Source organism: Hymenobacter ruricola (assembly GCF_015694525.1).
Taxonomy (GTDB): domain Bacteria; phylum Bacteroidota; class Bacteroidia; order Cytophagales; family Hymenobacteraceae; genus Hymenobacter; species Hymenobacter ruricola.
Window position 1 is genome coordinate 37,819 of sequence record NZ_JADQDM010000013.1, and the last position, 16,031, is coordinate 53,849.

Here is a 16,031-nt window from a genome sequence, read left to right on the forward strand (position 1 = left end):
TCTACCAGCCCACCGCTACTGCGTGAGGCTGTAGCGCAGCTGCACGCCACCTTCGCTGGTGGTGTTGCGGAAGGCGTTGCTGATGCGCGGCGTGGTCACGGTCTGGCTGTAGTACAGCTGCAGGTTGAGGCGGGTGTTGAGCAGATAATCGATAGTGGGCCGCAGCTGCAGGGTTTTGGAGCCGTTGGTGATGGTGCTGGAGGCGCGGCCCACGCTGGCGGGCAGAGTGGTAGGGTTGCCACTCGGGTCATTCGGGCCCTGGGTGTTCACGGGGTCGTAGGAGTCGATGATGCTGCGCTGCACCGTGATATTGTCGCGGATGCTGAGGTCGAGGCGGGCAGTGAGCTGGTTTTTGAGCACGCGCTGCTCGCCACCCACCCGGAAGGGCAGCTTGAGGCTGTTGGTGGCGTAGCCGAAGCCAATGATGAATTCGGTGGTCGATACCTCGGTAACCTGAGCGTTGGAAGTGTTCAGCACCACGGCCCGGTCGGTGCGGTACTCGGCGCGGCCTGTCATCTTGCTCACCGTCTGGAAATTGACCCCAATGAGCGGTGTCAGGCGCTCCACGATGCTCACCTGCCCCAGGATGTAGTAGGGAACGTATTGCTTGGAGGTTTCGCTAATCTGGGTGGGGAACGAGGTGGGCTCGCTGCTGTACACGTTGGCCGTGGTGTAGCCGCCCACGCTGTACAATGACGAGTAGGCGTGGTTGAGAGTGAAGGAGCTGAAGTAGCGCTTGATGAGCGGCAGCTGGGCAAAGCCGTTGTAGTCGAGGCGCCAGTTGGGCAGTGGCAGCAGAGCAAAGGGGTCGAACTTCTTGGCCTCGTAGCCGTCCGACGAGCGGCCGTGGTAGGCGTCGATGAAGCTTTGCACCAGCACGTCCTGCGAATTGTAGCCGTAGCCGGGGTCGAGGGTGGGGCGGCCGGGCGTGGGGTTGGCCGCCGCCAGCCGGTCGCGCACGATGCCCCGGTTTTTCACAAACTGGTTGAAGGCCTTCGACGTCTCGCCGTTGGCGCTCAAATCCCCGAACAAGGTCTGGATGGTGATGGTGGACGTGCTGAACGAGCCCGAGCCCAGCGACTGCGGCACGATGGGCACATTGGGCAACACCTCCAGCGTTTCGGGGTTCACGGGCCGGCGGTAGTACGACTCCTGGTTACGGGCCAGCTGCCGGCGGGCGTCCAGCTGCACGTTGAAGTCGCGGAAGGGTTCCAGGGCCGTGCGCAGGGTCAGGGTTTCGGTCAGCAGCGAGCTCAGGGGCGTGTTGAGGTACTGGCTGTTGTCGGTGTACCAGCCGCGATTGCTGGCCAGGTTGTACAGGTTGTCCAGCTCGTACTGCTTGCCCAGGATGAAGCCCAGGCCCGGCGCCGTGAAGTCGCTGTTCAGGCCAAATGCCTTGGTTTTGGGCAGGTAGCCGGGCAGCAGCGTGCCGTTGGAGCGAGTGTAGGTGAAATTGAGGGAGCGGGCCGTCATCAGCGAGCGGAGCACGGCTTTCACGAAGCGGTTCTTCTCGCGGGTGGTGTCGGCAGCGGCTGGGGTAGCCGGGGCTCCCGGTGCGCCGCGCTGCGGCACGGGGCGCGCGGCGGGCGGCGGCGCGTTGTTGATGATGTTGAGAAACTTCACCTTGTTGTAGAGCTTCACCAGGTCAATCTTGCCGTTGGCGCTCAGCTCGGCGTTGTTCTGAATGGTGTTGCCCAGTTGCAGCTGGTAGGTCATCGTGTCCTTCTCGATGTCGCCGGTGGGCACGGCGTACACCAGGCCCCGCTGGCCCGCGGAAGCCGCCTGCCAGGTGTAGGTGGCCGCGTAGCGGGTGTCGGCGCTCAGCCAGTCGGTCAGCGGGAATTTGTCGAGCGGCAGGCGGTAGGTCAGGGCCGCCACCTGGTTGAAGTTGGTGGTGCGGCCGCCGCGCAGCAGGTTTTGCTGCACCTGCTCGCGGTTGCGCACGGCCTCGTCGCTCACCCCGATGGTGCGGCCGGGGCCTTCGTCTATCACGCCGCGGTTGGTGGCGGTGTAGTCAAAAATCAGGCTTTTGGTCAGGTCCCACTTCAGGTCGTATATACGGCTGATGTAGAACGACTTCTGAATGACGGGCGCGATGCCCAGGGTAGAGGGCAGGGTGCCGGCTTCCAGCACGCGCTGCAGAAACCGCTCGTTGTAGCGCCGGTCCAGGTCGGTGCGGAACGAGAAGCGCGAGGGCAGCGGCGTGAAGTTGATTTCCTTGAAAATCTTGAGGTAGGGGTTGTCCAGGGCCTTGATGCTGGCCAGCGGCGTGTAGTTCTTGGGCGTGGTCTGGTACACGTAGGCCAGGGCCGCGGTGTAAGCGCGGGTGTAGTCGCGGTCGGTGCGGATGTCGGTGTGCAGGCGGTCGGTAAGCGAGTAGCTCAGGGCCACGTTCTCGATGTCCCAGGGCTTGGGCTTGGCCAGCGGGGCGCCGGGCTTGCCGGGGCCGCGCTCCTTACGCACGTTCAGCACCGAGATGCTGCGGCTGGTGGTCTGGTCGATGACCTTTTTGCGGTACTCGGCCTGGGCCTCGGCGTCGATGCCGGAGCCGTCGGCTTTGCGGAACTTCTGCAGGCTTTGCTCCAGCTTGGTGTCGGGGTCGAGGGGGTCGTAGAGGGGCGAGCGGGTTTCTTGGCCGATTTGCAGCAGCACGGGCACGCGCAGGTGCAGCTGCTCGGGCAGGAATTTCTCGGCCGCCACCGTGGCGTTCAGGTCGCCGCGGAAGGCATTGTCGATGGAGCGCTGCTGCACTTTGTCCTGCAAGCCGCCGAAGCCCACGCTGGTGTAGCTGCCGGTGGCCGTGATGTTGGCCAGGTCGGCCAGCTTCACGTTGAGGCGGGCGGTGGCGGCGTAGCCGGCCTGCTGCTCGAAGTCGAATACCCGGAACTCGTCGGCCCACAGGTTCACCGTTTTGGCCGACCGGCTGGGGTCAGAGCCCGGGTTGACGGGGTTCAGCACGCCCAGCATCACGCCCTGCACCGCCGAGAAGTCGGGGTTGCCCACCACCGTGATGGTGGCCCCGTTGGGCAGCGTCACCGTGAAGGGAATCAGTAGGTTCTTGGTTTGCTGGTTGCGCTTGGCTTTGGCGTCAATGAAATCTTGGAAGGCCACGTCCACGCGGTTGGCTTCGGGCCACACGTCATCGGGGCCGGTGCCGTTGCGCGTCAGGGCCAGCGGCAGCGAGTACTCGTAGTAGTTCTGGGTGTAGTCGGTGCCGATGCGCAGGAAAGCCTGCACCTCGCCGTCGAGCATGTTGGGGTCTTCGCTGTCGCCGTGCAGGAACATACGCAGGCGCTTGTAGCGCAGCATGTTGATGGTAAGGTTCTTGTAGGCGGCTTTGCCGTAGCCGTCGCGCAGGTTCGTGATGGACAGGCGCAGGCTCTGCTCGTTTTGCAGGCGCGAGGTGCTGCTGCTGCCGTACTCCTTGTCGCGCTGGATGCCGGGCGGCGACACGTAGGGGATTTTGCCGGGCGTGTTGGCCAGGCCGTTTTCCTCCACGCTCACCGTCGACACGCTGAAGGCGTCGGCGTCGGCGAGGCAGTTTACGCAGGGCTGCACGCCCGAGCGGCTGTCCACGATGCTGTAGTTGTAGCGGCGCCACTGGTTGGCCACGAACTGGGGCTGCACCAGGCGCAGCACCACCGGCTCGGCCCAGTCGGTCATGTACATCCGCAGAAAGCGAATCGACTTGAAGCCGAACGGCTGCGGGGCGCCCTTCACCGTGGGGTTGTCGCGGATGGGAATCCGGAACTGGTACCACGTCACCTGGTCGGTCCCGATGGTGTTGGTCACCTTGTCGATGATGTAATTCGTGCCCACTTCCAGGGCGCCGGGGTCCAGGCGCATGCGGTACTCGTAGTAGCGCTCCACGTCCTGCACCACGTTGTCGCGGTTCAGGTCCTCCTTGTCGGGGAAGGCCGTCGAGCTGAGCTGACTGTTTTCGGCCGAGTTGCCTTCGTAGTTGTCGTAGTTCTTGTAGCGGCCCAGCAGGTTGGTGTTGCTCTGGTCGTAGCTGGGGTCGAGGTGGTGGCGGAAGTCGTCGGCCGAGGGGTCGGGCAGGGTGCCGTACACGGGGGCCACGGTACCCAGCGTCGTCGGGTAATTGCCAAAATAGCTCCGCTCGTTGTCGTCGTTCAGGCCGTCGAGGCCCACGTCCTGTGCGGTGCGGGCGCCCGGCGCGGCATTGAAGGCATCGGTCAGGAACTGCTGGCGCGTCACGATGCCGTAGGGGGTTTTGCGCGTGGTGCCCGCGCTGTCGGCCGGCGACACGGGCAGGCCGTTTTCAAACTCGTGCTGGTTGCTGTCCTTCAACACGTCCTCGCTCACGTTGCCCAGGTTTATCACCAGGCTGCCGCCGGTTTTCGTGTAGGTGTCGTTGCCGTCGGTGTCCTTGATTTTGGCGCGCTCCTGCGCGGCGGGGCTCGCGTTCGTCACCCCCAGAAATGGGTCCATCATCCAGAACTCCAGGTACTCGATGTTGGCGTTGTCGAAGTCGGTGTCGAAGGTGATGGCCCGGCTGATGCCGCCGAACTTGTCTTCCGGCCGCTCGGCGCCCGTAAACAGCTTGCCCGCGGCGTTGATGTTGGGGTTGTAGTTGTAGGGGCCCCGCTCGGTGGGGAAGTAGGCCATGTCGAAGGTGTACTCGAAGCCGTTGCCGGTCGAGCCCAGGTCCTTGTTCGGAAACACTTCGTCGCGCTGCACCCCGCGGGTGTAGTGGTTGGCCAGGTCTTCGCCGCCGATGTTGCTGGGCACGTTGGGCCCGCCGGTGTAGTAGCTCTGGTCGATGGTGTACCAGGCCAGCTTGGCGCGCTGGTAGTTGTAGGGCAGCCCCACGGCCGTGCTGCCCTGAATGGGCAGCGGCGTGGAGGCCAGGCGCCAGGCCGGAATGCTGGCCAGCCCGCCCAGCGTGTAGGGCGTGCGCGCGTTCTCAAAGTCGTCGATGTACGACACGCCGTCCTCGCCGTTGCCCAGGCGCGAGCGGCCCGGCAGCAGCTTGGCAAACTCGCCGCTGAAGGCAATGGTCGAGATTTCCTTGGTCGAAATCAGGGGCAGCATATCCAGATACTTGGTCAGCACGCGGCTGTCTTTCCGGATGCTGCCGTCCAGGCCCACGATGGTGTTGTTGCCCGGCTCGTCGCCGATGTTCACGCGGTTGATGCCCGGCGCCTGGTTTTCGAGCAGGTGCAGCGCCGTGCCCCCGATGTTCACGTCCTTGTTCAGCTTGTAGTCGAGGCGCACGCCCACCAGCTTGCGCGGCTGCACCTGCACCAGGGCGTTTTTCTCAAATTCCACCCGCAGCTCGTTGGCCGAGTTCAGGTAGGCCGGGTTCAGGATTTTTACCTTGGCCTGGTCGTAAAACACCTGGTAGTCCACGCCTTCGGTGAGCAGCGTCGAGCCCGAGCGCACCCGCACCGAGCCCTGCGCGATGCCGATGCCCGGCAGGCTGATTTCGTCGGAGCTCGACCCGCCCTGGAAGCGCCCGCGCAGGAAAAACTTGTCCTTTTCCTGCACCTGCTGGGCGTCGCTCTGGGTCTGGTTATACAGCTCCTGGTACACGTACTTGGTAATCAGCGCGGGCTCGCCAGCCAGCTGCGACTGCAGGTACGACCCGAAGGGCTGCACGTTGGGGAAAATGACCTTGCCCAGCTCCGGGTCGATGGTCACGCCCGGGAAGTAGTCGAAGTTGCCGTCGGGCAGCTTGTCGTTGTTGGAGTTGACGTGGTCAAGGTTCAGCACCTCAATCAGGGGCCGGTTGGCGATGCGGGCGCCTTCCTTCAGCGAAATCAGGTCGACGCCCGTCGCGTCGTCTTTGTAAATGATTTGCAGCTGGAAGTTGTCGCGCTGCAGCTGTGAGGCGTTCAGGGGATAGATGTTTTTCATCATCAAATCCCAGGTTGGCGTGTTGCCAGTCAGCAGGTTGGCGTTGTCCGGGTTCGGGTTGGGGTTCTTCACCACGTCAATCACGCCCACGCCGTTGTTGCTGGCCCGCAGCATCTTGAGAAATATCACCTGCTCGGGGCCGCGGGTGCTGTAGTCGTCCTGGGTTTCGCCCACCTTGTAGGTTTTGCCGTTGTAGAGGTACTCGTAGCTCACGCCCAGCACCTGGTCGGGCAGCAGGGCGGTGTTCAGCGAGATGTAGCCCAGCTGCGGGTTGAAGGTGTACTCGCGGGTGTCGAGCTTGCGGGCGCGCACCCGTTCGTAGTCGATGTTCTTGCTCAGGCCTTCGGAGCCTTGCAGGATGTTGTCCACCTGCAAGTTGTCGCGGGCGGCGTTGCCCCCGTTCAGCACCACGTTGTTATAGAGCAGGTTAGCCTTGTTTTCGGCCGGCACGCGGGTGCTGGGCGTCCCCACGCGGTACTTGCCCCGGTACAGGCGCACGGGCTCGGCCAGGTCCATCAGCGTCACCACGTTGCGCAGGTTTTCGGTGGTGCGGTTGTCATTGGTCACGTACACCTCCAGGCGGTTGATGGTCACGCCGTTGCTCTGGATGGTGGGCAGGTTGCGCAGGGCCTCGTCGTACTTTTCGCGGAAGAACTGCGACAGGAAAAAGTGCCGGTCCTTCTCGTACTGGCTCACCTTGATTTCGTACTGCCGGCTCTGGGCGCCGTTCTGGATGCGCACTTCGTCGGCGGTACCGCGCACGGTGGCGGCCACGGCCGTCACGCCCAGCTTGCCAAACTGCAGCTGCGTTTTAATCCCAAACAGGTTCTGGCCGCCCTGCACCAGCGAGTTGGTCAGCGGCAGGCTCACGTTGCCCAGGTCCACTTTCCGGATGATGTCGGTTTCCTCGCCGGCGTAGTCGAACTTCATCTGGTTGTCGAAGTCGAACGAGGCCTTGGTGTCGTAGTTGAACACCAGCTTGAGCTTGGTGCCAATGGCGCCCGTCAGGTTGACGTTGATGTTCTGCTCGAACAAAAAGTCGCCCACGCTTTGCTGGCGCAGGGTCAGGGCCGGGTTTTCGTTGCGGTTGAAGCGCCCGCCAAACTTCATCGTCACCGAGCCGGCGGGCCGGATGTCGACGTAGCTGCCACCAAAAATGCGGTTGGCAATGGGTCCGAGGTAAATTTTCGGAATCAGGCGCTGGGCCTGCGGGGTGCCGGGCGCGGCGGCCGGGCCGGTCACGCCACCCTTGGCTTTCTCACGGTAGTAGTTCGCAACGGCCTGACGGCGTTGATATTCCTCGTAATCCTTATAACTGAGGACGCTGGGGTCGCGGTAGTCGATGTCCGTACCCACTTTCTCCTCCACGTTCACGCGTTTCAGGCTGTCGTCAACCTGCACGTTCAGTTTTACGTTCTTAGGCAACGGCAGCACCAGCGGCGAGGTGCGGCGGCGCTGCCCGAAGGGGCTGCCCGGCCGGTCCTGGGCGCGCACCCGGGGGCGCTTGCTGGGCTTGTAGGGGCCCGTGGTGTCGGCCACCGCGCCCGCGGGGCGGGGGGTGTCCTGGGCGAGTACGCGGCTGGCGCGCAGCCAGGCCCCGCCGAGGCGCGCGGAGGCCATGGGCGAGGCTTGCGCCCACCACGCCACCAGGGACGCCACCACAACAACCGACGCGGGGAGTAATTTCTGACCGGATTTCAAGTAGGATAAGTGGGTAAGGGCGCGGCCCGGGGGCCGCGTCGGTCAAGGCAGGGATACAGGCAGGCGCCGGCCGGTCGAAACAACTCGTGCAACGACACAAGCCCCAAATTTCGCGCCACGACTCAATGCGACTTCAAAGCAAATTTAATCAATTCCTCCACGCTCAGCTCCCCACCGTGCTTCTGCTGAATCTGGTCCAACTGCTTTTCGGCGGCGGCCCGCGCAAAGCCCAGGGTCACCAGGGCTTGCAACGCTTCGGCGCGCCGGGTATTGTGTTGGCGGGCCAGCGGCACGGTGTCCACGCCGGCTTTGGCCAGTAGCTCGTCTTTGCGCAGCTTGTCGCGCAGTTCCAGAATCACGCGCTGGGCCGTTTTGGGCCCCACGCCCTTGATGGCCTGGATGGCCCGCACGTTCTCGTTCACGATGGCGTCCCGGATTTCGCCCACGCTCATGCTGCTCACCATCACAATGCCCGTGCCCGGCCCGATGCCCGACACCGAAATCAGCTGCATGAACAGCGCCTTCTCGCTGGGGTCCAGAAAGCCGTAGAGCGTCTGGCCGTCTTCCTTAATGTGCTGGTAGGTATAGATTTTGGTGGCCGCGCCCTCGGCCGGCAGCTTGGAGTAGGTGGCCAGCGAGATGCGGACTTCGTAGCCCACGCCGAGGATGTCGACAATGGCCAGGGTGGCGTCTTTGTAAGCGAGTTTACCGTCGAGGTAGGCAATCATAAACCGGGGAAAGGAGAATCTGAAAGAAGCTTTGGGTAGCCAGGCAACACCCGTGACGGGGTTTTCCCTCCCAAATTTACTGGCTTTTTGGCCAAAAATTTTGGGTGAAATGAAGAAGTTGTGGAGGCATGAAAAAGGACGCCAGAACTGAACGAAAAGAACGTCATGCCGAGCGTCAGCGAAGCATCTTTACCGCAATAGTAAATCAGATTACTTGCGTGGTAGAGATGCTTCGCTGACGCTCGGCATGACGTCCCCGTACTTGTCCTTAAACCCAACTGCCTCTACAGCGCCTTGCTGCCCATCTGCGCATCGACCACCGCAATGGCGGCCATGTTCACGATTTCGCGCACGCTGGCGCCGAGCTGCAGGATGTGCACCGGCTTGTTCATGCCCATCAGCACCGGGCCGATGACCTCGGCCCCGCCGATTTCCTGGAGCACTTTGTAGGCGATGTTGCCCGATTCCACGTTGGGAAAAACCAGCGCGTTGGCCCCTTTTTCGGCCAGCGGCGAGAAGCCGTAGTGCTCCTGCAGCAGCTGCGGGCTCAGGGCCACGTTGGCCTGCATCTCGCCGTCAATCAGCAGGTTGGGAAAGCGGGCTTTGGCCAGCTCGGTGGCTTTGCGGGTTTTTTCGGGCAGCGGGCCGGCGTTGGAGCCGAAGTTGGAATAGCTGATGACGGCAATGCGCGGCTCGGTATCGAAAAACCGCACGGCGCGGGCCGTGAGGCCAATAATCTCGACCATTTCCTCAGCCGTGGGGTTGATGTTCACGGTGGTGTCGGCGAAAAAGTACGGGCCTTTCTTGTGCTGAATGATGTACATGGAGGCCACGCGGCGCACACCTTCTTCGGTGCCAATGACTTGCAGCGAGGGGATGATGCTTTTGCCGTAGTCCTTGGTGAGGCCGGTGATGCAGGCGTCGGCCTCGCCGGTTTCCACCATCATGGCGGCGAAGTAGTTACGCTCGCGCATCAGGCGGCGGCCTTCGTAAAGCGTCATGCCGCGGCGCTGCCGCTTGCCGTACAGAATGGCTGCGTACTCGTCGCGCTTGGCATCCTGCTTGAGGATGTTGATGATTTCGCAGCCTTCCAGGTCCAGGCTATTCTCGCGGGCAATGGTTTCGATTTTCTCCTGCGGGCCCAGCAGAATGGGGTTGGCAATGCCCTCGTCGCGCAGAATCTGAGCCGCCTTGAGAATCTTGTAGTTGTCGGCTTCGGCAAACACCACGCGCTTGGGGTTGGCGCGGGCAGCTGAGGTAATGCGGTTCATCAGCTTCTGGTTCACGCCGAGGCGGGCGCGGAGCTGGTCTTCGTAGGCCGTCCAGTCCTCGATGGGGGCTTTGGCTACGCCGCTTTCCATAGCCGCTTTGGCCACGGCTGGGCTGATACTGGTGATGAGGCGCGGGTCGAGCGGCTTGGGAATGAGGTAGGTGCGACCGAAGGCCAGCGTGTTGTCGCCGTAGGCTTTGTTCACCATTTCGGGCACGGGCTCCTTGCTCAGCTCGGCCAGGGCGTGCACGGCGGCCAGCTTCATGGCCTCGTTGATTTCGGTGGCGCGCACGTCCAGCGCGCCCCGGAAAATGTAGGGGAAGCCCAGCACGTTGTTCACCTGGTTGGGGTGGTCGGAGCGGCCGGTGGCCATGATGAGGTCGTCGCGCGTGGCCATGGCCAGCTGGTAGCTCACCTCGGGGTCGGGGTTGGCCAGGGCAAACACGATGGGGTTGGGCGCCATGCGCAGCAGCAGGCCGGCGGGCAGCACGTTGGCCGCCGAGAGGCCCAGAAACACGTCGGCGCCCTCCATGGCTTCTTCCAGGTTGTTGACGGGCCGGTTGGTGGCAAACTGCATCTGAATGGGCGCCAGATTGGTGCGCCGCTCGTGGATGAGGCCATCCTTGTCGAACACCACCACGTTTTCCTTCTTCAGCCCCAGCGCCAGGTACAGCCGCAGGCACGACACGGCCGCCGCGCCCGCGCCGCTCACCACCAGCTGCACTTCGTCAATCTTCTTGCCCACAATTTCCAAGGCGTTCAGCAGCGCGGCCGAGGTGATGATGGCCGTGCCGTGCTGGTCGTCGTGCATCAGCGGGATGTTCATCTTCTCGCGCAGCTCGGTTTCGATGCGGAAGCACTCCGGCGCCTTGATGTCCTCCAGGTTGATGCCGCCGAACGTAGGCTCCAGCGACTTCACAATCTTGATGAACTCGTCCGGGTCGGTGGCGTCAATCTCAATATCGAAGCAGTCGATACCTGCGAACTTCTTGAATAGCACGCCCTTGCCTTCCATCACGGGTTTGGAAGCGGCCGGGCCGATGTTGCCCAGGCCCAGCACGGCCGTGCCGTTGCTGATGACGGCCACCAGGTTGCCCTTGGCGGTGTATTTGTACACGTCGTCGGGGTTTTCGGCAATGGCTTTGCAGGGCTCGGCCACGCCGGGCGAGTAGGCCAGGGCCAGGTCGAGCTGGGTGCTGACGGGCTTGGTCGGGATGACTTCAATCTTGCCCGCGGGCTCCTGCGAGTGGTAGTTGAGGGCGTCTTGCTTGTTTATTTTCAGCATCGGGAATTCTGGTCGGGGAAACGGCGCGGACCGGAAGCGGCAGCAACGCAAGGTCCGGCTTATTCCGCCGAAATTACTGCCGCCTACCTGGTTTTGCGCAAAAAAAGACCCAAACCAGCGGTGGTTCGGGCCTTGGCAAACTGGATTCGGGGGCTGCTACTCCAGCTGCAGGTTCTCAAACTTCCCCGTTACTTTTACATTGCACCGCGGAGTGCCGGTGGCCGGATTACGCTCGCGGGGGTCGTTGACGCCATCCATTGCCATCTCAAAGGAGCCAGCCAGCAGCCGGCGCTGGCTGTCGTAAGCCGTGATGACCACCTTGCCGACCATGGTATTGCCGTTGCTGAAAAAGAGTTGGCTGCTCGTTGCTCCGGGCACTTTGAGGATGGTGTAGGCGTACTGGGTTTCGACGACTGCGCCCGCCGTATTCTGCCGGTCGCGCAACGCATACGTCCCCTGCAGATTAGCCGAAAGGGCCGCGGTGGGAATCGTAAAAGAGATAAAATCACTGCCTTCGGGCACGTCGAAAGCCAGCACCAGAGCATTGCCGTCGCGCTGCCCGAAAAGACGCATTGATTTTTGGCTGTAGGTCAGTCCCGCGTCGGAACTGCTGCTGGCTGGGAACGTGAAGGTGCGCGTCATATCTGCCCGAACGGCAGGGTCAGCAGGTTGCGGGTCAGCTTCTTTTTTTGAACAGCCTGCGGCCAATGCGGCCGTCAGACACAGGGCAATAAACGTTTTCATAGGGGGCAGGACTTCGGTGGTTGCGCAGCCCTTGACAAGCGTTGTGCCACTTCCCGGAAATAGTTTCTGGTTTATCAGAAAAATTTAGCTCTGCGGCACCACCAGCTTCTGGCCCAGCTTCACCTCGTCAGATGTCAGGTGGTTGACTTCGCGCAGCTGCTGCACGCTCACCCCAAACCGGCGCGAGATGTTGAAAAGCGTGTCGCCGGGCTGCACCAGATGCACTTTGGACGACGACAGCCCCGGCTTGCTCCCTCCCGCTTTGGCAGTGCTGGCCAAAGCCTTTTCCGCCGTTCTCGGCTGCTTGCGGGGCGTTTCTACGGCTGCGTCTGCCTCGGCAGGTTCGCTGAATACCAGGCGCTGGCCCAGCACCACGTTTTCCGACGCCAGCTTGTTCCAGGCCACCAGCTGGGCCACGCTCACGCCGTGCTCCCGGGCCAGCCTGGTGAGGTTGTCGCCTTTGCGCACCGTGTAGGGGCCGGCCGCGGCAGTTTCCGCCACGGCAGCTGGAACGGACGTTTCGCTGGCTGCTTCCGGCTCGGCAGCGGCCAGGGCTTTGGCTTCGTTGCGCCTGACCTCAGCCGACTGCGCCTGCGCGGCGCGGCGGGCTGCCACGCGGGCCTGCGCCTCCGCGGCCGCCTGCTGAATGGCCTGCCGCTGCCGAATGGCCACCAGCCGCGCTTCCTGTATTTTTTCCTGCCGAATGAGGTCCTGCACCCGCGCCACTTCGCGGGCGTTGGCATCGGCTTGCTCCTTGCGGGCCGCCGCCTCTTCGGCCGACACTGCGGGCCGCACCGCGCGCAATGCTAGCGCAACCGCCGCGGCCGGAACCGCAGGCTGCTTGGTGGGCGCCGGGGCCGCCGTGGGCGCGGGCACGAAGATGACCAACTGCTTGCCCGGTTTCAGCGCCTTGCCTTTGGGCAATTCGTTCCAGCGCCGCAGCTGCGCCTGGCTTACTTCAAACCGCTCGGCCAGGCTGGCCAGCGTTTCGCCGCGCTTCACTTTGTGCGGCACGCGCTGGAAGCGCCGGGGCTCGGCCTCGTTGTCGGCGCGGGGGCCGGTGGTGGTGGCCAGCAGGTCCTTGCTCACCCAGGGCTCCACGCCTTCCAGGCGGGGCGGCAGCAGGGCCAGCGGCTGCGGCAATGAAGACAGGGGCTGGCAAAAGGTCAGCAACGTGTTGCGGTCCACCTCGCCCAGATGCACCGCCGCCGAAGCCGGGAAGCGCACTACGTAGGGCCGGTAGCCGGCCGGCAGCGCCGCCCGCCGCAGCTCCGGATTGAAGCGCGTGAGATAGAGCGAATCGTCGTAGCCGCAGGCCCGGCTCAGGCGGCGCAGGTCGAAGGCCTGGCCGCGCACGCCCAGGGTGTCCATGGGCTCGGCGTACTGGTACTGCAGCGTGGAGGTGCGCAGGCCGTGGGCCTCGGCGTACTTCATGCTGTACATGATGGCCGTGAAGGTGGGCACGTAGTTGCGGGTTTCGGCCGGCATGTGCGGGTACAGGTCCCAGAACGTTTTCTTGCCGGTGCGGCGCATCACGCGCTGCACGCTGCCGGCTCCCCAGTTGTAGGCGGCCAGCACCAGCTCCCAGTCGTGAAACACGCCGTAGAGGTAGCGCAGGTGCTTGCAGGCGGCTTCGGTGGCCTTTTCGGGAGCCATGCGTTCGTCTATCCACTCGTCGCGCTTCAGGTTGAGGTCGCCGGCGGTGGGGCCCATGAACTGCCACAGGCCTGTGGCGCCCACCGGCGACTTCGCCGTCGGAATCAGCGCCGACTCCACCACGGCCAGGTACTTCAGGTCGGTGGGCAGGTTGTACTTGGCGAGGTATTTCTCGAAGATGGGAAAGTAGAAGTTTTCGCGTTCCAGCACGCGCTGCATGTAGCTGCGGTTGCGGGCCGTGAACAAGGTCACGTAGGCCATCACCGAGTTGTTGAACTGGTGCGGCACCTCGGTTTCGAAGCAGCCCACCCGGTCGCACACCAGGTCGCGTAGGGTGGGCGGCGTGCGCAGCCACTCCAGCCGGGCCGAATCGATGCTCATGGGCGCGGCCACCAGCGAGTCGGGCTGCAATTCCAGGCGCACCTGCGTGCTGTCGCCCAACAGCGCGGGCAGGCTGGTGTTTGCCCGGCCCGCCGAGTCCGGCTGCGGCACCTGCTGGGCCATGGCTTTCGGCAGCGGCAACAGCAGCCCAAGCAGCCCGAGGCCCAGCCACCGGCGGCTAAGTTGCGGCATTTTTACGTGCTTAATCCCTTGCTTCATAGCACTAAGGTATGCGATTGATAAAGAACTTGTAGAGATGAAAGGAAAAATTCCCTACGAGGTCTGGCTAACTTTGGGTGGCCTGCACGCAAAAAAATGCCCCGGCCAACCGGCCGGGGCACTTGCAATTCAACCGCAATTCCATAGGCTACCGCGCGTGGCGCCTACGCGGCTCCGACAAACATTCGAAAACGTAGCTTGTACGTTATCAGGCTAATACTTCTTCCGTCAGGGTGCTTGCAAACGCCAGCAAATCAGCTTCGCGGAACGCGCCGGCCATCACCTGCAGGCCGATGGGCAAGCCGGCCGCATCCTCCCCCACCGGCACCGAAATGGCGGGCACACCGGCCAAAGAGGCCTGCACCGTGAAAATATCGGCCAGATACATCGAAACCGGGTCCTGCTTCTCCCCGATTTTGAAGGCCGTGGTGGGCGTGGTGGGCAGCACCAGGAAATCGTACTGGCGCAGCAGCTCATCGGTTTTTTCCTTGATGAGCCGGCGCACGCGCTGGGCTTTGGTATAGTAGGCGTCGTAGTAGCTGGCGCTGAGCACGAAGGTGCCGAGCAGGATGCGCCGCTGCACCTCGGCCCCGAAGCCTTGGGCACGACTCTTCTTGTAGAGGGATTCCAAATCCGTGGCATCCGGGGCGCGGTAGCCGTACTTCACCCCATCGAAGCGGCCCAGGTTGGAACTGGCTTCGGCGGTGGTGAGGATGTAGTAGGTCGGAATCATGTAGTCGAGGTAGGGAAACTCCACCGCTTCCACCACGTGGCCCTGGCCGCGCAGAATGTCGAGCTGCGTTTCCAGCGCCGACTTGATTTCCGGGTTCAGGCCCTCGTTGTCGATGGCATCGGCGATGTAGCCGATGCGGTAGTGCGGCGCGGGCGCGAGCAATTCGCTGTACCTGGGCACTTCGCGCTGGCTGGCGGTGCTGTCCATGCCATCGGGGCCGGCCATTACTTCCAGCAGCAGCGCGGCGTCGGCTACCGAGCGGGTGATGGGCCCAATCTGGTCGAACGACGACGCGAACGCCACCAGCCCGTAGCGCGAAATGCGCGAGTACGTCGGCTTAAAGCCCACCACGCCGCAAAATGCGGCCGGCTGGCGCACCGAGCCGCCCGTGTCCGAGCCAATCGAGGCCAGGCACATATCGGCCTGCACGGCCACGGCCGAGCCGCCCGACGAGCCGCCGGGCACCCGTGCGGGGTCGGCGGCGTTGCGGGCCGGGCCGAAGTACGAAGTTTCGTTGGAGCCGCCCATGGCAAACTCGTCGCAGTTCTGGCGGCCAATGAGGATGGCGTCGGCATCGAGCAAGCGCTGCACGGCCGTGCCGGTGTAGAGCGACTTGAAGCCGTCGAGCATGCGGCTGCTGCTTTGCAGCGAGTGGCCGGCGTAGGCCAGCACGTCTTTGAGGCCGATAACCATGCCGGCGAGCGGCCCGGCGGTGCCGGCGGCCAGCTTGGCGTCCACGGCGTCGGCCTGGGCGCGGGCCTCGTCGGGCCACACTTCCAGAAAGGCGTTGAGGGTGGCGTTCTGGCGCTCGATGTTGCCCAGATAATACTCAACGAGCTGCCGGCAGGACGTGGTGCCCGCCGCCAGCTCGCTACGAACTTCGGATAAAGACTGAAAACGCTTCAAACTACTTGCAGATTAGGTGTGCCCAAAATTAGGCATCAGGACTGGCGTTGGCCGGAATGTATGGCTGCCGGGGCTGAGTGCCTTCCGGCGCCAAGTTAGGGGGCAATTGGTGCGCGACGGGCGGGGCCGGCTCCTCGGTTTTGTGCTGGAAGGCCTCTTCGGGCGCGGCGGCAGCGGCCGTGGCGGGGGCCACGTAGGCGGGCGTGGCCCAGGGGTCGAAGCCGGAAGCGGGCTCCGCGTCGGCGGTAGGCAACGGCGCGGGGTATTGGTTTTGCGGGCCGTAGTTGGGGTGCTGGCTGTAGTTGTTGGCCGGCGGGGCGGGTTGCTGCCCGGCCTGCTCAAACTCGCGCCGGATTTCGGTGCTGGCGTCTTTGAACTCGCGAATGCCCTTGCCCAGGCCCCGGGCCAGCTCCGGGATTTTATTGGCTCCAAAGAAAATGAGGATGACGACCAGTATTAGTATCACCTCGGAACCACCGATATCACCAAACATAGAAAGGAAGGGTTAAATGGTTGAATAGAATAACA

Annotated in this window: 7 protein-coding genes; all 7 read right to left on the reverse strand. The window is 63.4% G+C overall.

The window, feature by feature from the left end; all coding sequences use genetic code 11:
* Positions 1-15 precede the first annotated feature (15 nt).
* Positions 16-7,542 (reverse strand): T9SS outer membrane translocon Sov/SprA, encoded by a 7,527-nt coding sequence (sov, locus tag I2H31_RS19160; protein ID WP_317192243.1) that lies wholly within the window; start codon positions 7,540-7,542, stop codon positions 16-18.
* Between the two features lie 161 nt (positions 7,543-7,703).
* The gene (gene ruvA / locus I2H31_RS19165; RefSeq protein WP_196294673.1) at positions 7,704-8,309 is read right to left on the reverse strand and encodes a Holliday junction branch migration protein RuvA; all 606 of its coding nucleotides are present in this window, start codon (positions 8,307-8,309) and stop codon (positions 7,704-7,706) included.
* 284 nt (positions 8,310-8,593) lie between these two features.
* Entirely contained in the window at positions 8,594-10,864 is a 2,271-nt protein-coding gene (locus tag I2H31_RS19170; protein WP_196294674.1) for an NADP-dependent malic enzyme, read from the reverse strand.
* Positions 10,865-11,020: 156 nt separating this feature from the next.
* Positions 11,021-11,608: a hypothetical protein gene (locus tag I2H31_RS19175; protein ID WP_196294675.1), complete on the reverse strand. Its 588-nt coding sequence runs from the start codon at positions 11,606-11,608 to the stop codon at positions 11,021-11,023.
* Positions 11,609-11,692: 84 nt separating this feature from the next.
* On the reverse strand, positions 11,693-13,864 hold the full coding sequence (locus I2H31_RS19180; RefSeq protein ID WP_196294676.1) for a lytic transglycosylase domain-containing protein: 2,172 nt from the start codon (positions 13,862-13,864) through the stop codon (positions 11,693-11,695).
* 208 nt (positions 13,865-14,072) lie between these two features.
* The gene (gene gatA / locus I2H31_RS19185; protein WP_196294677.1) at positions 14,073-15,503 is read right to left on the reverse strand and encodes an Asp-tRNA(Asn)/Glu-tRNA(Gln) amidotransferase subunit GatA; all 1,431 of its coding nucleotides are present in this window, start codon (positions 15,501-15,503) and stop codon (positions 14,073-14,075) included.
* Between the two features lie 28 nt (positions 15,504-15,531).
* The gene (gene tatA, locus I2H31_RS19190; RefSeq protein ID WP_196294678.1) at positions 15,532-15,996 is read right to left on the reverse strand and encodes a twin-arginine translocase TatA/TatE family subunit; all 465 of its coding nucleotides are present in this window, start codon (positions 15,994-15,996) and stop codon (positions 15,532-15,534) included.
* Positions 15,997-16,031: the final 35 nt, after the last annotated feature.

Coding starts and splice junctions, on each gene's coding strand:
- I2H31_RS19175 (WP_196294675.1), bottom strand. CDS start 11,608: ATGAAAACGTTTATTGCCCTGTGTCTGACGGCCGCATTGGCCGCAGGC.
- tatA (WP_196294678.1), bottom strand. CDS start 15,996: ATGTTTGGTGATATCGGTGGTTCCGAGGTGATACTAATACTGGTCGTC.
- ruvA (WP_196294673.1), bottom strand. CDS start 8,309: ATGATTGCCTACCTCGACGGTAAACTCGCTTACAAAGACGCCACCCTG.
- I2H31_RS19180 (WP_196294676.1), bottom strand. CDS start 13,864: ATGAAGCAAGGGATTAAGCACGTAAAAATGCCGCAACTTAGCCGCCGG.
- I2H31_RS19170 (WP_196294674.1), bottom strand. CDS start 10,864: ATGCTGAAAATAAACAAGCAAGACGCCCTCAACTACCACTCGCAGGAG.